The sequence below is a fragment of the Streptomyces musisoli genome, assembly GCF_016741855.1.
GTDB classification, from domain to species: domain Bacteria; phylum Actinomycetota; class Actinomycetes; order Streptomycetales; family Streptomycetaceae; genus Streptomyces; species Streptomyces musisoli.
This window is the reverse complement of record NZ_JAERRH010000020.1, coordinates 72,308-93,018: the sequence shown is the minus strand read 5'-3', so window position 1 is coordinate 93,018 and position 20,711 is coordinate 72,308. Positions and strand designations below refer to the sequence as shown.

General features: G+C 73.0%; 21 protein-coding genes. 4 read left to right on the top strand and 17 right to left on the bottom strand.

Annotation, left to right across the window (positions count from 1 at the left end; all coding sequences use genetic code 11):
• Both JK361_RS33890 and JK361_RS33885 read right to left on the bottom strand, forming a co-directional pair.
• Positions 1–999 carry an inorganic phosphate transporter gene (locus tag JK361_RS33890; protein ID WP_201825724.1) on the bottom strand — a complete coding sequence of 333 codons (999 nt, stop codon included), beginning with the start codon at positions 997–999 and terminating at the stop codon, positions 1–3.
• Between the two features lie 7 nt (positions 1,000–1,006).
• A complete protein-coding gene (locus tag JK361_RS33885; RefSeq protein ID WP_030744448.1) occupies positions 1,007–1,627 on the bottom strand; it encodes a DUF47 domain-containing protein in 621 nt (206 codons plus the stop codon).
• 215 nt (positions 1,628–1,842) lie between these two features.
• Between JK361_RS33885 and JK361_RS33880 the strand changes: the two genes are divergently transcribed.
• Complete coding sequence (locus tag JK361_RS33880; protein ID WP_201825722.1) at positions 1,843–2,151, top strand: metal-sensitive transcriptional regulator; 309 nt, start codon at positions 1,843–1,845, stop codon at positions 2,149–2,151.
• 229 nt (positions 2,152–2,380) lie between these two features.
• Here JK361_RS33880 and JK361_RS33875 read toward each other — a convergent pair whose 3' ends face one another.
• On the bottom strand, positions 2,381–2,542 hold the full coding sequence (locus JK361_RS33875; RefSeq protein ID WP_201825763.1) for a hypothetical protein: 162 nt from the start codon (positions 2,540–2,542) through the stop codon (positions 2,381–2,383).
• Between the two features lie 119 nt (positions 2,543–2,661).
• Positions 2,662–3,522, bottom strand: coding sequence for an SCO4651 family lipoprotein (locus JK361_RS33870; RefSeq protein WP_201825720.1), 861 nt, complete (start codon positions 3,520–3,522; stop codon positions 2,662–2,664).
• 143 nt (positions 3,523–3,665) lie between these two features.
• Here JK361_RS33870 and JK361_RS33865 point away from each other — a divergent pair, with 143 nt between their 5' ends.
• The gene (locus tag JK361_RS33865; RefSeq protein WP_201825761.1) at positions 3,666–3,851 is read left to right on the top strand and encodes a hypothetical protein; all 186 of its coding nucleotides are present in this window, start codon (positions 3,666–3,668) and stop codon (positions 3,849–3,851) included.
• A gap of 140 nt (positions 3,852–3,991) precedes the next feature.
• Here JK361_RS33865 and JK361_RS33860 read toward each other — a convergent pair whose 3' ends face one another.
• From JK361_RS33860 to mshD, 8 genes are all read right to left on the bottom strand, one after another.
• On the bottom strand, positions 3,992–4,417 hold the full coding sequence (locus JK361_RS33860) for an NUDIX hydrolase (RefSeq protein ID WP_201825718.1): 426 nt from the start codon (positions 4,415–4,417) through the stop codon (positions 3,992–3,994).
• Positions 4,418–4,435: 18 nt separating this feature from the next.
• Entirely contained in the window at positions 4,436–5,656 is a 1,221-nt protein-coding gene (locus JK361_RS33855) for a CHAD domain-containing protein (RefSeq protein WP_201825717.1), read from the bottom strand.
• Complete coding sequence (locus tag JK361_RS33850) at positions 5,637–8,000, bottom strand: RNA degradosome polyphosphate kinase (RefSeq protein ID WP_201825715.1); 2,364 nt, start codon at positions 7,998–8,000, stop codon at positions 5,637–5,639. The genes JK361_RS33855 and JK361_RS33850 overlap by 20 nt, the downstream gene beginning before the upstream one ends.
• A 158-nt stretch (positions 8,001–8,158) precedes the next feature.
• Positions 8,159–8,905 carry an ABC-2 membrane transporter-related protein gene (locus JK361_RS33845; RefSeq protein WP_201825713.1) on the bottom strand — a complete coding sequence of 249 codons (747 nt, stop codon included), beginning with the start codon at positions 8,903–8,905 and terminating at the stop codon, positions 8,159–8,161.
• Positions 8,902–9,909, bottom strand: coding sequence for an ABC-2 membrane transporter-related protein (locus JK361_RS33840; protein WP_201825711.1), 1,008 nt, complete (start codon positions 9,907–9,909; stop codon positions 8,902–8,904). The genes JK361_RS33845 and JK361_RS33840 overlap by 4 nt, the downstream gene beginning before the upstream one ends.
• On the bottom strand, positions 9,906–10,787 hold the full coding sequence (locus tag JK361_RS33835) for an ABC transporter ATP-binding protein (RefSeq protein WP_201825709.1): 882 nt from the start codon (positions 10,785–10,787) through the stop codon (positions 9,906–9,908). The genes JK361_RS33840 and JK361_RS33835 overlap by 4 nt, the downstream gene beginning before the upstream one ends.
• A complete protein-coding gene (locus tag JK361_RS33830) occupies positions 10,784–11,170 on the bottom strand; it encodes a GntR family transcriptional regulator (RefSeq protein WP_201825707.1) in 387 nt (128 codons plus the stop codon). Before JK361_RS33830 ends, JK361_RS33835 begins: the two co-directional genes overlap by 4 nt.
• A 92-nt stretch (positions 11,171–11,262) precedes the next feature.
• A complete protein-coding gene (gene mshD, locus JK361_RS33825) occupies positions 11,263–12,189 on the bottom strand; it encodes a mycothiol synthase (RefSeq protein ID WP_201825705.1) in 927 nt (308 codons plus the stop codon).
• 223 nt (positions 12,190–12,412) lie between these two features.
• Here mshD and JK361_RS33820 point away from each other — a divergent pair, with 223 nt between their 5' ends.
• Complete coding sequence (locus tag JK361_RS33820; protein WP_201825703.1) at positions 12,413–14,200, top strand: bifunctional metallophosphatase/5'-nucleotidase; 1,788 nt, start codon at positions 12,413–12,415, stop codon at positions 14,198–14,200.
• Between the two features lie 198 nt (positions 14,201–14,398).
• Here JK361_RS33820 and JK361_RS33815 read toward each other — a convergent pair whose 3' ends face one another.
• The 3 genes from JK361_RS33815 to JK361_RS33805 all read right to left on the bottom strand — a co-directional run bounded on the left by JK361_RS33815 (position 14,399) and on the right by JK361_RS33805 (position 17,921).
• Positions 14,399–15,523 carry a tetratricopeptide repeat protein gene (locus tag JK361_RS33815; RefSeq protein WP_307787382.1) on the bottom strand — a complete coding sequence of 375 codons (1,125 nt, stop codon included), beginning with the start codon at positions 15,521–15,523 and terminating at the stop codon, positions 14,399–14,401.
• Positions 15,520–16,902 carry an ATP-binding protein gene (locus tag JK361_RS33810; protein ID WP_201825699.1) on the bottom strand — a complete coding sequence of 461 codons (1,383 nt, stop codon included), beginning with the start codon at positions 16,900–16,902 and terminating at the stop codon, positions 15,520–15,522. Before JK361_RS33810 ends, JK361_RS33815 begins: the two co-directional genes overlap by 4 nt.
• 152 nt (positions 16,903–17,054) lie before the next feature.
• Entirely contained in the window at positions 17,055–17,921 is an 867-nt protein-coding gene (locus JK361_RS33805) for an NmrA family NAD(P)-binding protein (protein WP_201825697.1), read from the bottom strand.
• A 105-nt stretch (positions 17,922–18,026) separates the two neighbouring features.
• On the opposite strand from JK361_RS33805, the gene JK361_RS33800 reads away from it, so the two are divergent.
• Complete coding sequence (locus tag JK361_RS33800) at positions 18,027–18,506, top strand: MarR family winged helix-turn-helix transcriptional regulator (protein WP_201825694.1); 480 nt, start codon at positions 18,027–18,029, stop codon at positions 18,504–18,506.
• Between the two features lie 9 nt (positions 18,507–18,515).
• Here the strand turns inward: JK361_RS33800 and JK361_RS33795 are convergent, their stop codons facing one another.
• Positions 18,516–19,970: a HAMP domain-containing sensor histidine kinase gene (locus JK361_RS33795; RefSeq protein WP_201825692.1), complete on the bottom strand. Its 1,455-nt coding sequence runs from the start codon at positions 19,968–19,970 to the stop codon at positions 18,516–18,518.
• Positions 19,967–20,701 (bottom strand): response regulator transcription factor, encoded by a 735-nt coding sequence (locus tag JK361_RS33790; protein ID WP_201825690.1) that lies wholly within the window; start codon positions 20,699–20,701, stop codon positions 19,967–19,969. Before JK361_RS33790 ends, JK361_RS33795 begins: the two co-directional genes overlap by 4 nt.
• Between the last annotated feature and the right edge of the window lie 10 nt (positions 20,702–20,711).

Below are 20,711 nucleotides of genomic sequence, written 5' to 3'. Positions count from 1 at the left end.
TCAGAGGGCGACCAATTTGATCACCCCGAAGGCCAGCGCGGCGACCAGCGCGGCTGCCGGCATCGTGATGAACCAGCCCAGGACGATGTTCTTGGCCACGCCCCAGCGGACGGCGTTGACGCGCTTCGTCGCGCCGACGCCCATGATCGCCGAGGTGATGACGTGGGTCGTCGAGATCGGTGCCTTGAAGATGAACGCCGTGGTGAACATGATCGCCGCGCCGGTCGTCTCCGCCGCGAAACCCTGCGGTGGATCGAGTTCGATGATCTTGCGGCCGAGGGTCCGCATGATGCGCCAGCCACCCGCGTACGTGCCCAGCGACAGCATGACCGCGCAGACGATCTTCACCCACACCGGGATCGGGTCGCCGTACGTCTCGTGGCCGGAAATCACCAGCGCCATCACCACGACACCCATCGTCTTCTGGGCGTCCTGGAGACCGTGGCCGAGCGCCATGCCCGCGGCCGAGACGGTCTGGGCGATACGGAAGCCGCGCTTGGCCTTGTGCGGGTTGGAGCGGCGGAACAGCCACATGATCGCGGTCATGACCAGGTAGCCGATGATCAGGCCGACGACCGGCGACAGGAACATCGGGATGATGACCTTGTCGACGACGCCGTTCCACAGGACCTCCGTGCCGCCCGCGAGGGCCGCGCCCACCAGGCCGCCGAACAGGGCGTGGGAGGACGAGGACGGCAGGCCGAAGTACCAGGTGATCAGGTTCCAGACGATGGCGCCGACCAGGGCCGCGAAGAGGATGCCCATCCCCGTGGAGCCCTTGGGCGTCTCGATCAGGCCCTCGCTGACGGTCTTGGCGACGCCGGAGCCCAGGAAGGCGCCGGCGAGGTTCATGACGGCGGCCATGGCGAGGGCCGCCCGCGGGGTCAGCGCCCGCGTCGACACCGACGTCGCGATCGCGTTCGCGGAGTCGTGGAAGCCGTTCGTGTACGTGAAGAAGAGCGCGACCGCGACGGTCGCGATCAGGGCGAAGGTGTCCATCGACGCCTCAGGACTCCTTGACGGCGATGGTCTCCACCGTGTTCGCCACGTGCTCGAACGCGTCCGCCGCCTCTTCCAGGACGTCCACGATCTGCTTGAGCTTCAGCACCTCGATCGCGTCGTACTTGCCGTTGAAGAGGTGGGCGAGCAGCTTGCGGTGGATCTGGTCGGCCTGGTTCTCCAGCCGGTTGACCTCGATCCAGTACTCGGTGAGGTTGTCCATCGTGCGGAGGTTCGGCATGGCCTCCGCCGTCAGCTCGGCCGCCCGCGCCAGGACCTCGATCTGCTGCTCGACGCCCTTGGGGAGTTCCTCGACGTTGTAGAGGACGACCAGGTCGACGGCTTCCTCCATGAAGTCCATGATGTCGTCCAGGGAACCGGCGAGGGCGTAGATGTCCTCGCGGTCGAACGGCGTGATGAACGAGGAGTTCAGCTGGTGGAAGATCGCGTGCGTGGCGTCGTCACCCGCGTGTTCCGCGGCCCGCATACGCTCTGCGATCTCGGCCCGGGCAGACGCGTCCGCCCCGAGCAGTTCCATCAGGAGTTTCGAGCCGGTGACGATGTTGTCCGCGGACGCGGCGAACATGTCGTAGAAGCTCGTCTCCCTGGGGGTCAGACGAAAGCGCACGTGGGGTCCTCGGGGTGCTTCGGTTTCGGTCAGGCTGATGCTAGGCGCATCATCCGGCCACGGCTATCGGGCCGCATCCCAGTGTCGCCCATGGGGCAGAGTGATCAGCACGGGGGCGTACCAAGGGCCCCCTACCCCGCAAAGTTCGTTACCATATACCCAGTAGGGGTATGCATCCCTTTTGTCCGCAGCTTGTCCCGAGACGGAGGCCCGCGATGACGACGACGACCGAGGCCGGCGCCACGCACGGCTACCACAAGCAGAAGGACGAGCACCTCAAGCGGCTGCGCCGGATCGAGGGGCAGATCCGTGGCCTCCAGCGGATGGTGGAAGAGGACACCTACTGCATCGACATACTCACCCAGGTCTCCGCCTCGACCAAGGCCCTCCAGTCCTTCGCGCTCCAGCTGCTGGAGGAGCACCTGCGGCACTGCGTCGCGGACGCGGCCCTCAAGGGCGGTGACGAGATCGACGCGAAGGTGGACGAGGCGACGAAGGCGATCGGCCGCCTTCTCCGCACCTGACGCCCCGCTTGCTGCGCACCCGACCCGGCCGCTTGCTGCGTACTCGCCCCGGCCGCCTGCTCCGCGCGCCTGCGGCCGGCGGCTCCGCACCTGAGGCGGCCTGCCGCGCCGCGTGCGAGCCGGCTGCCCGCCGAGCTTCCGATCCGCACGGACCGCACAAACCGCACGGGCCGCGGGCCGTGCGGACCACGCCGTCCCTTGTCGAGCGCGCCGGGCGCCCGGGCCGCGCTCAGGCCGGATCTTTTTCCTCGGCGACCCGCAGCACCTCGTCGATGCACTCCAGGCTGAGCCGGTCCTCGGCGGCCGAGGCCGCGATGATCAGCTCTCCGCACAGCTCGATCTCGGCGAGGGCCACGTGGTCCTGAACCGCCGTGCCGCCGACCGGAGCCACCCGCCTCACCTCTTTTCTGCCGTCACCCGCTCCCTAGGGTAGGCAGCGGTCCACACACCGCGCATGGCACGGACGGGCTACTTACGGGAGGGCGTCCCGGACTAGTGCACCGGCCGGATTCAGGCGCCGTCCCGGGACGCGTCCTCGGCGATCCGGCCCGCGTAGATGTCCTCGGGGGCCGGCAGCCGGACGTCCACGGGCGTGCCGAAGGCGTAGAGCAGCAGGGTCGAGGCGACCGCCACGCTGGTCTTCTCGTGGCCGTTGACGAAGCTGAAGCGCTGCCGGAGCTTGCGGATGCGGCCCTGGTCGTCCAGGTAGGCGTCGAACGGAACCCGGGCGGCGGCGAACCCCTTGGCCGCCGCGGCCAGGGCCGCCTTGTTCCTGGCCGACGCGTACCGGGCCGCCCGGCCCAGGTCGGCGGTGCCCCGGTAGTGCCGCACCGGCGTCCCGGCGATCTCGGTCCACCCGACGAAGGCCGCCTGCCGCGTCCCGCGCAGCACCTCGGCGGCCGCGTACGGGTCGGTCGCGCCGCCGGTGACCAGGTTGCCGTCGGACAGCGTCGCGGTGTCCACCCGCACCCATTTGTCGGCGGGGACCCCCGCACCCCGGTTCTTCATGAACAGGGCTCCCGGCGCGAGGAGTTCGGTGATGGGCCGGTGTTCGGGGGTGCCCGCGGGGTCCTCGGGCAGCATCACGGTGAGCCGGCCGAGCCGGTGCCGGTAGTCGTAGACGCCCTTGCCGCGGATGGTGACCCGGGTGCCGCCGGTGGCCATCTCCATCGAGGTGCTCGCCTTGGAGCTGCCCGCGTCCCGCAGTGCGCCGGCGGCCCGGTGCAGGGCGGTGACGGGGTCGCCCCCGCCCTTGACGTCCTCGGCGGCGGCCCCGCTGCCGGAACAGCCCGCGGCGCCCGTTCCGAGGCCGAGGAGGATGCCCACCGCGGCGACCGTTCTGCCCGCGCGCCTGTGCTGCCGCCCATCCATCGTCTGCCTACCCCCAGCCGGTATGTCCGTCACGGGCCCCCTGTCGCTCGGTTAACGACGGGTAGGGGGCGTCGTCACGCGTCGCCGGGGGCCGGGGGGAGCCGTACGGACCCTTTTCCCGCGGGCTGGGTAACGTTGTCCGAGTGGCATTCACCTCGGCGCAGCAAGGCGGGCCGGAGCAGGTCCGGCCCGGGCAGGAACACCTGACGACGACGACCGAGCAGGGCCGCTTCTGTGTGGCCCGGTGCAGCTGCGGCTGGCGCGGCCCCGCCCGCCGGGCCCGCAGCCAGGCCCGCACGGACGCGGAGGGACACGCGGCGGGCCGGTGACGGGACGGGCCACCGCCCCGTGACGGCGCCGCCCCGTGACGGCGCCGCACGGGACCGCGTACGGCGCCCCGTGCGTGATCGTCTGCGGCGGCCTTGGGTGATCGCGTGCCGGCGGTCCGTGTGCCTTCGTGCGGGCCGGCTCAGGCCCGTCGTTCCCGGTGGCCCGACGGCCGGCCGAGCGCGTCCACCAGGTCCCGGTCGCGGAACTGGGTGAGCCGGGAGCGGGCCGCGGCCGGGGAGAGCCACAGGATGCGGTCCACCTCGGGGTTCGGCGTGAAGTGGCCGGAAACCGCCTGTGCGGCCCAGTACCGCACCCGCTTCAGGCGGCCGGCCACCGCATAGTGCACGGCCGGCAGTTCGCCGCCGGGCTCGGCCGTGTACCCGGTCTCCTCCGCGACCTCGCGCAGCGCACCGGCGAGCGGGTCCTCACCCCGCTTGAGCTTGCCCTTGGGGTGGGACCAGTCGTCGTACTTGGGCCGGTGGACCAGGCAGATCTCCAGGTCGCCGGAGACCGGGGAGAAGCGCCAGAGCACGCAGCCGGCCGCCTGGACCACGGTGTCGTTCACACCGCCTCCTCTACGGATTCAGGGCGCGTCGACGGTCTGCCGCTGCCACGCCTGCTGGAACGCGAACCTGGCCGCCTCCACCTCGTGCCGCTGGTCGGCGTGGAGCACACCGAGCGCGTACGCGGTGGCCGGGGTGATCCGGGGGGTACGGGCGGCCTGGGCCGCCGCCGCTGCCGCCTCCGAGGCGTCCCGGTGCCGGTTCAGCGCCTGGCCCGACGTCAGCAGCCGTACGTCCGCGTGGGCTTCGCCGCCGTGCAGCACCTCGCGGGCGTACCGGTGCAGGCGCAGCAGCAGCCGGACCTGGTGCCAGGGGCCGTCCTGGGGGTGCGGGGAGGGTTCCGGGGACAGGCCGTGGACCAGGGCCTCCGCGTTGTAGGGGTGGCCGGCGGTGACCAGGGGGAGCGCGGCGACGGCGTCCGTGAGGCGCTCCTGGGCCGCGGCGGCGAGGGGGCGCAGGTCGGTGCCGGGGGCGGTGGGGGTGAGGGGGACCTCGCTGGCGAGTACGGCGACCTTGTCGGCGACGGCGTGGAAGCGGGAGGAGCCGAGGGCCTGGAGGGCGGTGGAGTGGGCCCGGGTCCGGGCGAGGGTGAGCTGGCGTTCGAGCAGGGCGCCCGCCTTGGCCGCGCCGACGGTGAGGTTGCCGCGTTCCGGTGCCGCCGTACGGCCGGCCGGGCCGCCGGTGCCGGGTGCCGCCTTCAGCGGGACGGGTGCCGCCCCGGCGGCCCGGCCGCCCGCGGTCACGGCGGTGGCCGTGTCGCCCCCGCCCGCCGTCGCGGCCGCGCGGCCGCCCGCGGTCACGTCGACCGGGGCGGCAGCGGCGGCGGTGACCGTCTGCGCGGGGAAGGCCGTGGAACCCGACAGCCTGTGCAGCGCCAGCAGCAGCCGGTCCAGGCGCGCCTCGTACGCGTGCTCCAGGCCCAGCGTGCCCGACAGCCAGGCCAGTTCGGGGCGCATCTCCTCCGACCAGTCGGGGTCGAGGAGGGGGCGGAACGTGTGCAGGCTGCCGCTGATGCGGCGGGCCGAGCGGCGCAGGGCGCGGGCCGCGTCGACGGACGCCTGCGCGCTGCCCGTCGCCGCGTGGCCGCGCGCGCCGGCACCCGCGCCGTTGCCGCCGGTCTCCCGGCGCAGGCGCAGGGCGCGCAGGAACTCCGTGGCCTGGGCGCGCAGGTAGCCCGCGAGGGCGTCCCCGGTCACCGCCTCGGCCGTGGGGTCCGTCGGGTCAAGGTGTTGCTGTGCCACGCCGGCGCCTCCGGGCGTCTATGAGCATCTCCTGGACGTTGCGCAGGGGTTGGCCGTCCGCGTCGGTCGCGTGCCGCGTCCACTCGCCGTCCGGGCCGAGGTGCCAGGAGGCGGTGCCGTCGGACATGCCGGTGTCCAGCAGCCGGTTGAGGGCTGCGCGGTGGGCGGGGTCGATGACCCGGACCAGGGCCTCTATCCGGCGGTCGAGGTTGCGGTGCATCATGTCGGCGCTGCCGATCCACACCTCGGGCTCGCCGCCGTTGCCGAAGGCGAACACGCGGGAGTGTTCGAGGAAGCGGCCGAGGATCGAGCGCACCCGGATGTTCTCCGAGAGGCCCGCGACGCCCGGGCGGACGGCGCAGATGCCGCGGACCCAGACGTCGACCGGCACGCCCGCCTGGGAGGCCCGGTAGAGGGCGTCGATGACCGCCTCGTCGACCATGGAGTTGACCTTGATGCGGACGAAGGCCTGCCGGCCCGCGCGGTGGTGCTGGACCTCCTTGTTGATCCGGGCTATCAGGCCGTCCCGCAGGGACTTGGGGGCGACGAGGAGGCGGCGGTAGGTCTCCCGGCGCGAGTAGCCGGACAGCCGGTTGAAGAGGTCGGAGAGGTCCGCGCCGACCTGCGGGTCCGCGGTGAGCAGGCCGAGGTCCTCGTACAGGCGGGCCGTCTTCGGGTGGTAGTTGCCCGTGCCGACGTGGCTGTAGCGGCGCAGGGTCTCGCCCTCCTGGCGGACCACCAGGGACAGCTTGCAGTGCGTCTTCAGCCCGACCAGGCCGTAGACGACGTGGCAGCCGGCCTCCTCCAGCTTGCGCGCCCACTTGATGTTGGCGTGCTCGTCGAAGCGGGCCTTGATCTCGACCAGGACGAGGACCTGCTTGCCGGACTCGGCGGCGTCGATGAGCGCGTCGACTATCGGGGAGTCGCCGGAGGTGCGGTACAGGGTCTGCTTGATCGCGAGGACGTCCGGGTCGGCCGCCGCCTGCTCCAGGAACGCCTGCACGGAGGTGGAGAAGCTGTCGTACGGGTGGTGCAGGAGCACGTCCCGGGCGCGCAGGGCCGCGAAGATGTCGGGCGCGGACGCCGACTCCACCTCGGCGAGGTCGCGGTGGGTGCCGGCGACGAACTTCGGGTACTTCAGCTCCGGCCGGTCGAGGCTGTGGATGCGGAAGAGGCCGGTGAGGTCCAGCGGGCCGGGCAGCGGGTAGACCTCGGCCTCGGAGATCTTCAGCTCGCGGACCAGCAGGTCCAGCACCTCGCGGTCGATGGACTCCTCGACCTCCAGGCGCACCGGCGGGCCGAAGCGGCGCCGCATGAGTTCCTTCTCGAGGGCCTGGAGGAGGTTCTCGGCGTCGTCCTCCTCGACCTCCAGGTCCTCGTTGCGGGTGATCCGGAAGGCGTGGTGCTCCAGGATCTCCATGCCCGGGAACAGCTCTTCCAGGTGGTTGGGGGCCGCGATGACGTCCTCTATGGGGACGTAGCGGCCCGGGGAGGCCTCCAGGAAGCGGGACAGCAGCGGCGGCACCTTCACGCGCGCGAAGTGCTTGTGGCCGCTGACCGGGTTGCGTACGACGACGGCCAGGTTCAGCGAGAGGCCGGAGATGTACGGGAAGGGGTGCGCGGGGTCGACGGCCAGCGGGGTGAGGACCGGGAAGATCTGGTGCCGGAAGAGCGTGAAGAGGCGGGCCTGCTCCTTCTCGGTCAGCTCGGTCCAGCGGACCAGGTGGATGCCCTCCTCCGCGAGTGCGGGGGCGACGTCCTCGTGGTAGCAGGCGGCGTGCCGGGCCATGAGTTCGCGGGAGCGGGCCCAGATCATCTCCAGCACCTCGCGGGGCTGGAGGCCGGAGGCGGAGCGGGTGGCGACGCCGGTGGCGATGCGGCGCTTCAGACCGGCCACCCGGACCATGAAGAACTCGTCCAGGTTGCTGGCGAAGATGGCGAGGAAGTTCGCGCGCTCCAGCAGCGGTGTGCCGGGGTCCTCGGCCAGCTCCAGGACACGCTCGTTGAAGGCGAGCCAGCTGCGCTCTCGGTCGAGGAAGCGGCCCTGCGGCAGCGGCGCGCCGTCGGCCTGGGACTCTTCGTACGCGTCGAGGTCCGCGTCGATGTCCGGTTCCAGGTCGGAGACCGCGGCGGCCACGGTGTGCGGGCGGTGCGCGGCGATGGAGCCCACGGAGGGCTGCGGGTGCTGGACCTCGGCCTGGGTGTCTGACTGGCTCATGAACCCATTCTTCCGCGCGACGGGCGACACAGGCGCGTCGGAACGCGCGGGTGGGAGCTTGACGGCCCCGTTCCCCGCGGCGGCCCCCTCGGGGGGCGGCGAAGGCTCTGGCACGGCGGGCTTCATTGGCCGAGCGTCGCAAGCCCGGCTGAATCAATGGTTACGACGACATGACGTGCGGGATAGCGCGGAGCGGCTCGAAGGGGCTCTCGGACGCGGGAACACCGGTCCGCCGCGTCCCTCCCCCGTGGCGGGACGCGGCGAACCGGTGGCGTTGCGGGGGCTCAGGCGGTCCGGCGGCGCAGGACGGCGTACGCGGCGACGGTGACGCCCGCGGTGAGGACCAGCACCATGCCGGTGGCGGCCAGGTGCAGGGGCCGGAAACCGGTCAGCGGGCCGCGCAGCGGCTCCCACAGGTCGCGCAGGTACAGCCGCAGGACCACGCAGGCCGCGCAGGCGACGGCCAGGGCGGGGAGCGCACGGCGCAGGGCCAGGCCGGCCAGGGCGCCGGCGGCCAGCCCGAAGAGCACGAGTGCGGGCAGCAGCGGGCCGCGCGGCACGAAGACGCGGTCCCAGTCCCAGTGCGCGGCCAGGACGTCCTGGTCGGCCGACCAGACCGAGTCGAAGACCAGGGCGAGCACCGAGGCGCCGGTGAGGAGTGGCAGCGCGGCCATCGTCAGCTTCGCGGTCAGCCAGTGGACCGGGGTGACGGCCTGGGTCCAGACCAGCTGTGCGGTACCGGACTCCAGCTCGCGGCCGATCAGCGCGGCACCGGCCCAGGCGGCCACCGCGCAGGGGGCGTAGCAGAGGGCCTCGCCGAGGAGCCGCATGACGCCGTCGGCGCCGGCGAAGGTGGTGTAGGCGCACCAGTGCCGTGCGCAGGTCCGCTCCTGGGGTGCGGCCGAGTAGTGGACCCAGAGCAGTTCCCCGGCTGCGAGGAGGACGAACGCGGTCCACGCGAGCAGGGCCGGGCGGTGCAGTCGCAGCAGGGTGCGGCGGGTGGCCGGGCGGGCGGGGGCGAGGGCGGTCATGCGGTGGCCTTTTCGACGGAACGGGGGGCGCCCGTGCTGCGGCGCAGCACCAGGAAGGAGCCGAGCGCCAGCAGTGCGGTGACGGCCAGGACCAGCGCGCTGGTGGTGAGCTGGAGCGGCCAGTGGTGGGAGTAGGGGTGGTACGTGCTCCAGCGGCCGCTGATGTCGGCGTACGCGGCCCGGCACTGCGCCTCGGTGTGGCACGCGGGGACGGGCAGCCGGGCGCCGGAGCGGGTGACCACGCCCTCGTCGACGCCGAGTCCCGCGCCCAGGGGGCCCTGGTCCGTCGTGGAGACGCGGGTGACCGCGGGCCACAGGTGCGGCAGGGCGATCTCGGTCATGCCCCGCAGGGCCGCGGTCGCCACCATGCCGGCGAGGAGGGCGGGCAGCGTCCGGCGGAGCACCAGGCCCGCGAGCACGCCGGCCGCGAGTCCGGCGAGGGCCAGGACGACGGCGGTGGGGCCGCCCGCGTAGAAGGTGAAGCGGTCGTACCAGTCCTTGGCGGTGTCGATACGGCCCCGGCCCGCGTTCCAGGCGAGGTGGTGCAGCCAGGACAGCAGCGCCGCTCCCGCCGCGACGGCGATCGCCGGCACGGCGAGCCGGACCGCCAGCCAGCGCGCCGGTGGCGTGCCCTGTGTCCAGGCCAGCAGGGCCGTGCCGGACTCCAGCTCCCGGCCGATCAGCGCGGCGCCCGCCCAGCCGGCCACCAGCATGGGCAGCGCGTTCAGGGCGACGGTGGCGTAGTCGTAGTAGTCCTTGTAGCGGAGGATGGCGTCCTGGTCGTAGGAGCACCTGGCGGTGCCCGGGCAGGCGTTGTACTGCCGCCAGCCCTCGGCCGCCGCGTCGGCGAGCGGTCCGCGCAGGCCGAGCAGCAGGGCGGTCAGCGCCACCAGCAGGCCCGCCCAGGCGTACAGCGCGGGCCGGTGCAGGCGCAGTACCCAGCGGGTCAGGCGCGGTTTCCGGGCGGCCCGCGGTGCGGGGGTGCCGGTCAGGGCGGCGGTCACGCGGCGCTCTCCTCGTGCAGGGCCGGCGCGCCGGGGTTGCGCAGGTGGGCGAGGATCAGTTCCTCCAGCGAGGGGGCGGAGGTGCGCCAGTCGCCGGGGAGCGGTCCGGCCGGGCGGACCAGCGCGGTGAGCTGGCGGCCGGTGACCCGTGACTCCACCACCGTGGCCGCGTCGAGGCCGCCCGCGTCCGCGGCGCCGGTCACCCGCAGATGGGCGGCGAGCAGCTCGTCGATCTCGCCGGACAGCCGGATCCGGCCGCCCCCGACCAGCAGCAGATGGTCGCAGGAGTCCTCCAGCTCGGCGACGACGTGGGAGGACATCACGATGGTGGTGCCGTACTGGGCGGCCTGCGCCATCAGCGTGCCCATCAGCTCGTGCCGGGCCAGCGGGTCGAGGTCGGCCATCGGCTCGTCCAGGAGCAGCAGTTCGGGCCGCTTGCCGACGGCGAGGGCGAGCGCGACCCGGGTGCGCTGGCCGCCGGAGAGGGAGCGGATCCGGGCCTTCGGGTCCAGGCCACCGCCCGTGACGACCTGTTCGGCGACGGCCGCGTCCCAGTGTTCCGGGTTGAGGTCGGCGCCCATGCGCAGCGTCTCGGCGATGGTGAGCTGCGGGTAGAGCGGCTTGTCCTGGGCGACGAAGCCGACCCGGGGGCGGGCCGCGGCGGGCGTGGTGCCGAGGACGGTGACGCTGCCCTCGGTGGGTGCGGTGAGCCCGGCGGCCAGGGCCAGCAGGGTGGACTTGCCGGCGCCGTTGGGGCCGACGACGGCGCACACCCGCCCGGCGGGCAGCCGGAACGAGCAGTCCCGCAGGGCCCAGCCCCCACGGCGGCCGAATCGTTTCCCCAGAGCGTCGGCCCTCAACGCCGCGTCGCTGCTCATGACGGGTCTCCCTGGAAGTGCTTGTCGAGTACGGCAGTGAAGAGTGCGGCCACGTCGTCCCGCTCCAGCCCGGCGGTGCGGGCGCGCTCCGCCCACGCCTCCAGCTCCGTGCGCAGCGGGGAGTCGGCGGGGGCGGTGCCGAGGGACCGCCGGACGAAGGTGCCGAGCCCGCGGCGCGCCTCCACCAGGCCCTCGCGTTCCAGTTCGCGGTACGCCTTCAGGACCGTGTTGGGGTTGATGGCGGTGGCCTCCACCACCTCGCGCGCCGTGGGCAGCCGGTCACCGGGCTCCAGCAGGCCGAGGCGGAGGGCCTGCTTGGTCTGCTGGACGATCTGCACATAGGTGGCCACGCCGCTGTGCCGGTCGATGCGGTACTCGACCATCGGTACAACCACCCTTTCACTAATTGAGTAGTGAAAGGGTGGTGCAAAAGAGGGGCGGCCGTCAACCCGGCCGCCCCTCTCGTGCAGGTATGTCAGGTTTCGCTGCGGTACATCAGGTCCGTCTCGTGGACCGTGAAGCCCAGCCGCTCGTACACCGACACCGCCGCCTTGTTGTCGGCGTCGACGTAGAGCATCGCGGTCGGCAGCTGCTGGGCGGCCAGATGACGCAGTCCGACCGTGGTCAGCGCCTTGCCGAGCCCGCCGCCCTGCTCCCCGGGCCGCACCCCGAGGACGTACACCTCGCCGAGCCCCTCCTCGGCGTGCACCTTGGTCCAGTGGAAGCCGATCAGCTCCCCGCGGCGCTCGGCGAGGAAGAACCCGGCCGGGTCGAACCACGGCTCGGCCTTGCGGTCGTCCAGGTCGCGCTGGGTCAGCGAGCCCTGCTCCGGGTGGTGCGCGAAGGCCGCGGCGTTCACCGCGAGCCAGGCCGCGTCGTCCTTGCCGGGCACGAAGGCGCGCACGGTCACACCCTCGGGAAGCACCGGGTCGGGCAGCTCCAGGCCGGCCAACGGGCGCCGCATCTGCCGCAGTTCGCGGAACAGGGTCAGGCCGAGCACCTGCGCGAGATGCCGGGCGGCGGGGTGTCCGCCGTGCGCCCACACCCGCAGCCGCTTGCCGGAGGCGGCGAGCAGGGCGGAGCCGAGCGCCCGGCCGTGCCCGTGTCCGCGCTGCGCGGGATCCACGACCAGCTCGGCGGCCGGCGCCTCGACCGGGTCGGTGTCCTCCAGCTGGGCGTACCCGACGAGTTCGCCGTCGACCGACAGCAGCAGATGCGAGACGCCCTCGCGGGCTCCGCCGCGCAGTTGCAGCCGGCCCTGCTCGGACACCGGCTGCTGGCCGTCGACCCGGGCGGCCTCGCCGAGCAGGCGCAGGACGGCCTCGGCCCGGTCCGGGGTGAGCGCGGAGAAGGTCTCGATGGAGCGGGCGGGGAAGCCCCGCACGATGTCGTCGCTGCTCATGCGTACGAGGGTACGGGGCGGCCGGGGCGAAGTCCCGGTACGCCGGTCGCAAAGGAACGGACGCACCGGCCGCGCGGAGCGCCGGCGGTGCGGGGCAGGCGTCCCGGCCGGCCCCGCAAGCAGGCAAAGGGAAACCAGGATGTAACCCCGAACCCCCTGTCGCGCTACGCGCGTTGACCCTAGGCTGCGCGAGCCACCACAGCCGACCCACAGGGGGGTTTCCATGCCAGCCGCGCCCCGGCGTCCCAGACGCCGTACCTATGGCCTCCTCGCGACCGCAGCCGGTCTCGCCACGGCGGCGGCGCTGACCGCCGCCCTCCCGGCGGACGCGCACGAGAGCCACCACCACCGTCCGGGCCGCTACCAGGACGTCCAGCTCCTCTCCTTCAACGACCTGCACGGCAACCTGGAGCCCCCGTCCGGCTCTTCCGGCCGGGTCACCGAACTCCAGCCGGACGGCACCACGAAGACGGTCGACGCGGGCGGTGTCGAGTACCTCGCCACCCACCTCCGCCAGGCCCGCGAGGGGCACCCGTACTCGATCACCGCGGCCGGCGGCGACATGGTGGGCGCCTCCCCGCTGCTGTCGGGCCTGTTCCACGACGAGCCCACCATCGAGGCCCTCGACAAGCTGGACCTGGACGTCACCTCGGTCGGCAACCACGAGTTCGACGAGGGCGCGCGGGAGCTGGCCCGTCTGCAGAACGGCGGCTGCCACCCGACGGACGGCTGCTACGCGGGCAAGAGGTTCGAGGGCGCGGACTTCCCCTACCTGGCCGCCAACGTCCTGGACGAGAAGACCGGCCGGCCGATCCTGAAGCCGTACTGGGTCTGGCAGAAGAAGGGCGTCAAGATCGGCTTCATCGGGGTCACGCTCGAGGGCACCCCGGGCATCGTCTCCGCCGACGGCATCAAGGGCCTGACCTTCAAGGACGAGGCCGAGACCATCAACAAGTACGCCAAGGTGCTCCAGCGCCAGGGCGTGAAATCGATCGTGGCCCTGATCCACGAGGGCGGCTTCCCGGCCTCCGGCTCCTACAACTACGACTGCGACTCCCCGGGCGCGGGCGACGGCATCTCCGGCCCGATCGTGGACATCGCAAAGAACGTCACGCCCGCGGTGGACGCCCTCGTCACCGGCCACACCCACACCGCGTACGTCTGCACGATCCCGGACCCGTCGGGCCGGCCCCGCATGGTCACCTCGGCCGCCTCCTTCGGCCGCCTGTACACCGACACCACGCTGACGTACGACCGCCGCACCGGCGACATCGTGCGTACGGCGGTGAAGTCCGCGAACCACGTGGTCACCCGGGACGTCCCCAAGGCCCAGGACATGACGGACCTGATCGGCAGGTGGAACACCCTGGCCGCCCCGATCGGCAACCGCGCCATCGGCTACATCTCCGCCGACGTCGACAACACGGGCACCGAGTCCCCGATGGGCGACCTGATCGCCGACGCGCAGCTCGCCTACGGCCGTGAGCTGGACCCGAAGACCAGCCTGGCCCTGATGAACCCGGGCGGGGTCCGGGCCGGCCTGACCTACGCGGCCAAGGGCGCCGAGGGCGACGGCGTGGTCACCTACGCCGAGGGCTTCACCGTCCAGCCGTTCGCCAACACCGTGAACCTCCAGGACTTCACCGGCGCCCAGCTGGTCCAGGTGCTCAAGGAGCAGGTCAGCGGCCCCAACGCGGCGGCCGTGAAGATCCTCCAGCCGTCGGCGAACCTCACCTACACCCTGGACCTCACCAAGTCCGGCGCGGACCGCGTGGTCACCGACTCCATCCGGCTGAACGGCGCCCCGATCGACCCGGCGGCCACCTACCGCGTCGCCACCAACAGCTTCCTCGCGGGCGGCGGCGACGGCTTCCCGACGCTGGCCCAGGGCACGGGCGACCTGGTGGGCACGGACGACCTGACGGCGCTGGAGAAGTACCTGACGGCGAACTCGTCGGCCGCGAACCCGATCACCCCGCCGAAGGCCGACCGGATCACCATCGTGCAGTAGTGGCCGGGCAGCGAAGGCCGTACAGCGAAGGCCGGGCGGTGAAAGCCCGGCGGTAGAACCTGTGTGAGCGTTCCACGGGTTCCCGGATACCCCTGAGAGCTCTTTCTCAGGGGTATTTCGCCGAAGCGCCCGGTGGGGGCACGGGCAGGCGCCGCCGGGATCGGGCGTCGGCCTCGTCCACAGCTGTGGAAAGTGCGCTCAGTTCGCCTTCCGCCGGTCGAACCAGATCGTGGCCGCCGTCGGGGCCAGCCCCGCCCAGAAGACGATCTGCGGGACCGGCCGGTCCGCCCACGGCACCTGCGTGAGCAGCAGCGCGCACAGCATGGCCCAGGCGGCCTGGCCGAGCACGATCCGGGGCCAGCGGCGGCGCCGGATCAGCGAGCGGAGGTTGTACTGGACGCCCTTGCGCAGCCGCCGGAAGCGGAGCAGGGCACCCACCGCCCAGAGCGCGGCGAACGGAACCAGCGTCCACAGCCGTTGGCCGACGGGCACCGGCAGTTCGCGCTGGGCGTGGCCGTCGGTGGCGAAGAGGTCGAGCATCGCCCCGGCGAGTCCCACGCACAGCAGGGCGATCCAGCGCACCCCGCGCAGCAGCCGGTACGAGGCGTCGTCCAGGCCCTGCCGCATCGGGGCCGAGTCCGGGGCGGCGGCGAGGGCGTCGGCGTAGAGCGTGGCGGCCTCGGCGGCCTTGACGCCCGGTGCGGCGGCGGCCTGCCGGGTGTGCCGGGCCAGCGCCTGCGGATGGTTCGGGTCGATCCGCAGGATCGCCTGGTCCATCTCGGCGGCGAGGGCCCGGTCGCCCGACAGGTCGGCGATCGTCCGGCGCACCTCGTACGGGAACACCTCCTCGGGCGCCAGCCGGACCGCCTCGCGGGCCAGTTCGTCGGACTCCCTCAGGAAGGAGTCCATGGCCTCCCGGGTGACCTCGCCGCCGTTGGCGTGCCCGAAGCGCAGGGCCCGGATGCGGTAGAGCCAGTGGCCGAGCTGCGCGTAGCCGACCCAGTAGCCGGGGTCCAGCCGGATGACCTCCCGCAGGACCTCCTCCGTGTCCACGAGCCGGCCGGCCGCCTGGAGGGCGTAGGCGCGCTGGATGAGGGCGCCCGTGTCCTCCGGGGCGAGCGCGAGCGCCCGGTCCGTCGCCTCCAGCGCCCGGTCCGCCTCGCCCTCCACCCGCAGATGGCAGCGGGCGAGCCGGACCCAGGCGCGGACGTCCTCCGGGTCCTCGGCGAGCCGCTGCCCGAGCAGCGTCTTCACCTCGTCGTACCGGCCCAGTGCGTACAGTGCGTCCGCCCGCTCCAGGGCCGGGTGCAGTCCGGTGCTCACAGCTTCCGCCGCTTCTTCAGATAGGCGATCAGGTCGTCGTACATCCCGCCCTCGTTGGCGAACATCGCCACGTTCCGGGCGGCGGCGAACCACGGCTCGGCCGACGGCACGACCTCTTTCGCGGCCGCCAGCAGGTCCTTCATCCCGATCAGGCGCACGGTGCCCGTCCGGGCCGAGTCGAGGAGCGCGCGTTCGGCGGCGGCCTCGCAGACGTGGGCCAGGTCGGCCCCGGAGAGCCCGTCGGTGACCTTGGCCAGCTTCGCCGGGTCGACGTTCTCGATGGGCCGGTCCCGCAGGTGGTACCGGATGATCGCCTCGCGGGCCGGCGCGTCGGGCGGCAGCACGAGCAGGGTGCGGTCCAGCCGTCCCGGCCGGCGCAGGGCGTTGTCCACGTCCCAGGGCACATTGGTGGCGGCGAGGACGAACACCCCCTCGTTGGCGGCGGAGTCGATGCCGTCCAGCTCGGTCAGCAGCTGGTTGACGGTGTTGCGCATCCCGCTGTGCGCGGTACGGCTGCGCTTGGCGCCGAGCGCGTCCAGCTCGTCGAGGAAGACCACACAGGGGGCCTGCCGGCGGGCGGTCCGGAAGACCTCGTGCATGTTGCGCTCGGAGTTGCCGATCCACATGTCGAGCACGTCGTTGACCGACACCGACAGGAAGGAGGCCCCGAGTTCCCCGGCGACGGCCCGCGCGATGAACGTCTTGCCGCAGCCGGGCGGCCCGTACAGCAGCAGCCCGCCCCGCAGGCTCTTGCCGTACAGCTTGCGCAGCTCGGGGTTGCGCAGCGGCGCGAGGAAGGCGGCCTCCAGCCGGTCCTTGACCTCGTGCATCCCGCCGACGTCGGCGAGCCGTACGCCACCGGGTTCCTCGACGTCCCACGCGTCGGCGTCCCCCGGGTCGCCCTCCCCGTCCGCCCGCACCGGGGCCTCGACGAACCGGGGCGGTACGACGTCCCCGACCTGCTCCTCGGCGGCCCGCCAGTCGAAACGGGGGCGACCGCCGGGCGCCGGCGCCTGCTCCTGGCCCGAGGCCGGCCGGGGCTCCGGGTTCGACGTCGGGCGGGACTCCGGGGCCGACGAGGGGTGGGGCTCCTGGACCGGTGCCGGGTTCTCCTGGGCCGGGGCCGGATTCTCCCGGGCCGGTGCCGGGTTCTCCCGGGCCGGTGTCTGCGGGGGCACGCCCATGGCCCGGACCATGAGCTGCCGCGCCTGCGCGTCACCCGGCGCGTGCTGAAGGGCGACGGCCACCTCGGCGACGGCCGCCTCCGGCTGACCGTCGGTCAGGAGCAGTTCGGCCAGGTGCAGTCGGAGCGGTACGTCGGCGGGCGCGGCACCAACCGCCGTACGCAGGCTCTGTATCAGGGGTGAGTCTTCCGGCATGGCGCCCACCCTACGGAACCGGTCCCGGTCAGGAGGCGGCAGGCGTCCGGTCCCCCGGCCGGCAGCCGGCATCCCGCTGCGCCGCCCGGATGCCGGTCGGTCGGGGTCCGCCGGGGAGGAGGCCGGCCCGCGGGGGCGGCGGGGGTCGGCCGTCACCGGTCCAGCAGTGCGCCCCAGTCCTGCCCGGACGCCCACGCGCCGAAGGTGTGCCAGCCGACCTCGGGGTAGGCGTGGCGCAGGCCGGCGACGTCGACGTCGAGACCCGTGCCGGTGAAGTAGGCGAACATGGCCGCCAGATCCTCCGAGTGGGTGCGGACGTACGCCAGGGGGACCTCCTCGTGTGTGATCGGACGGCCCGCTGCGGCGCCGAGGGCGGCCGCGATCTGCGCGGGGGTGCAGGCGTCGGAGGCGATGTCGAGGCGGTGGCCGGCGAAGTCGTCCCGGCGCCCGAGGACGAGGGCGGCGAACGCGCCGATGTCGGCGGCGGGGATGAGCGTGAGCGGCAGATCGGACGGCATCGGCCAGGCGAAGTTGCCGGAGCGCAGCCCGTCGAGGGTCCAGCCGCCGGCGTAGTTGTCCATGAACGCGGCCGGGGCGATCACCGTCCAGGGCAGGCCGGAGGCGCGCAGATGCCGCTCGATCACCCACTTGCTCTCGTAGTGCGGAACGCCCGTGCCGCGGTCGGCGTGGGCGGCGGAGGTGAGGACGACATGGCCGATGCGGGCCCCGGCCGCGGCGTCCACGAGGGCCTTGCCCTGCCGGATCTCGGTGTCGGTGCCGGTGCCGAACGGGGTGGTGACGGCGAAGAGGGCGTCGGCGCCGGCGAGGGCCGCGTCGAGGGAGGCGCGGTCGTCGAAGTCGGCGTGCCGGACCTCGGCTCCCAGCTGGCGCAGGGTGTCGGCGGCGGGCGAGTCCGGGCGCCGGGTCAGGGCGCGGACGTGGTGGCCGGCGGCGAGCGCGGCGCGGGCGGTGGCTCCGCCCTGGGCGCCGGTGGCGCCGGTGACGGCGACGGTGAGCATGATTCTCCCCCGGGGATCGATAGACTTGCTGCGTGACGCATCAGCTGCGCCACGCAGAGATTAGCGGAGTTCGCTGCGCCGCGCAGTAATTTTTGGGAGGCATCCATGACGGACCCGAGCCGGGCCCGGCTCTACGAGGAGCTGGCCGCGGAGTCCCGGCGCTATCTGGCCGCGTACACGCTGTTCAACCAGGCCGTCGCCGACCACCTCGGACTGCACCCGACCGACGTGCAGTGCCTGAGCCTGCTGACCGCCGAGCCGGAGCCGCTCACGGTCAAGCAGATCGCCGGGATGACCGGTCTCACCACGGGCTCGGCCACCCGCCTCGTGGACCGGCTGGAGCGCGCGGGCTACGTCACCCGCACGCCCGACCGGCAGGACCGCCGCCGTGTGCTGGTCACCCCGGTACCGGAACGCGTCGCCCGCGTCACCGCGCTGTGGGACGACCTCGGACAGACCTGGCAGACGGTCTTCGACGACAACAGCGAGGACGAACTGAAGGTGATCACCCGGCACATGCGCCGGGCGAACGACCTCAGCCGGACCCAGATCGAGCGCCTGCGCACCATGCCCAAACCCGGCTGAGGGACCGCGTCAGCCGGCGGGCGTCTCCGGCGGCGGGGTCGGCGCCCCCGGCAGCCGTACCGTCGCCACGGTGCCGCCGCCCTCCGCGCGGGCCAGGGTGACCTCGCCGCCCGCCTCCCGGACCGTACGGGCCACGATGGACAGGCCGAGGCCGGAGCCCGGCAGGGCCCGCGCGCTGGGGGAGCGCCAGAAGCGGTCGAAGACGTGCGGGAGTTCGTCCTGCGGGATACCGGGGCCGTGGTCGCGGACGGTCAGCACGCCCTCGCACAGCCGCACCTCGACCGTGCCGCCCTCCGGGCTGAACTTCACGGCGTTGTCGAGGACGTTGACGACGGCCCGTTCCAGCGCGGAGGGCTCCGCCCGCACGAACCAGGGTTCCAGGTCCGCGGTGATCGACAGCTCCGGGCCGCGCAGCCGGGCCCGGCGCAGGGCCGACTCGACGGTGTCCTGGAAGGCGACCACCTGGACGCGTTCGCCGCGCTGGCCCTCCGAGCGGGACAGCTCCTGGAGGTCCCCGATCAGCGCCGCCAGTTCGGTCATCTGCGCCTTCACCGAGGCGAGCAGCGCCTTGCGGTCCTCCGCCGGGATCGGCCGGCCCGTCTCCTCGCTGCGGGTGAGGAGTTCGATGTTGGTCCGCAGCGAGGTCAGCGGTGTGCGCAGCTCGTGCCCGGCGTCCGCGATCAGCTGCTGCTGGAGCTCGCGGGAGCTGGCCAGCGAGGCGGTCATCGAGTTGAAGGACCGCGAGAGCCGGGCGACCTCGTCCTCGCTGTCGTCCGCCACGGGGATCCGGACGCTCAGGTCCTCGGTACGGGCCACGTGTTCGACGGCCTCGGTCAGTTCGTCGACGGGACGCAGACCGACCCGGGCGACCGCGAGCCCCGCGGCCCCGGCGCCGACCACCCCGATGGCGGAGACGAGGAGGAGGATCAGGGCGAGGTCGTTGAGGTTCTTCTGGGTGCTCGTGAGCGGTACGGCGATGAGCACGCCGACGTTGGGTCCGCGCCCGCCGCTCGCGGTCGAGGTGGGGCCGAAGGGCTTGGTGAGCACACGCAGCTCGTTGCCCTCGTCGTCGCTGCCGTTGCGGAAGTAGAGCGTGTCGGGGTCCAGGCGCTCGATCTCGGACTTGTCCGCCTGGGTGACCTTGATCTTGCCCGAGGCGGACCCGAAGAGGCAGACCTTGCCGTCCTCCGTGACCAGCTGGGAGTACCTGTCCCGGAGGAGGAAGTCGCCGGCCTGCGGGGTGTCGGTGCAGTTGTCGAGGGTGTACTGCAACTGCCCCATCTGCGTCGTGTTCCGCAGGGACTTCTGGAGGTCGCCGTCGAGCTGCTCGTACAGCTTCCGTTCCACGATGAACCAGCACGTCACCGAGACCGCCGCCACCGCGAACGCCACCGCCGCCGCGACCAGCATGGCGAGGCGGGCCCGGATGGGCAGCGCGCGGTACCGGCGCACCAGGTGCTTCACTCGGCGCCGCCCTGCCTGAGGACGTAGCCCACCCCGCGCACGGTGTGCACCAGCCGCGGCTCACCGCCGGCCTCGGTCTTGCGGCGCAGGTACATCACGTAGACGTCGAGGGAGTTGGACGAGGGCTCGAAGTCGAAGCCCCAGACGGCCTTGAGGATCTGCTCGCGGGTGAGGACCTGCCGCGGGTGCGCCATGAACATCTCCAGCAGGGTGAACTCCGTGCGGGTCAGCTCCACCCGCCGGCCGCCGCGTGTCACCTCCCGGGTCGCGAGGTCCATGCGCAGGTCGCCGAAGGTGAGGGCCTCGTCCTCGTGCGCCTCGACGGACCCCGTCGTCGCGTACGAGCTGCGGCGCAGCAGTGCGCGGACACGGGCGAAGAGCTCGTCCAGTTCGAAGGGCTTGACCAGGTAGTCGTCGGCGCCCGCGTCCAGTCCGGTCACCCGGTCGCCGACCGTGTCGCGGGCCGTGAGCATCAGGATCGGGGTGGTGTCCCCCGCACCCCGGATCCGGCGGGCCGCCGTCAGGCCGTCCATGCGCGGCATCTGGATGTCCAGCACGACCAGGTCGGGCCGGTAGGCGGTGGCCTTCTCCAGGGCGTCCGCGCCGTCGACGGCGACCTCCGTGCCGTACCCCTCGAAGGCGAGGCTGCGCTGGAGTGCCTCGCGTACGGCCGGCTCGTCGTCGACGATCAGGATGCGCTGGGGGTCACGGTCGCCTTCGGCGGGGCTCATCGCTCGCGAT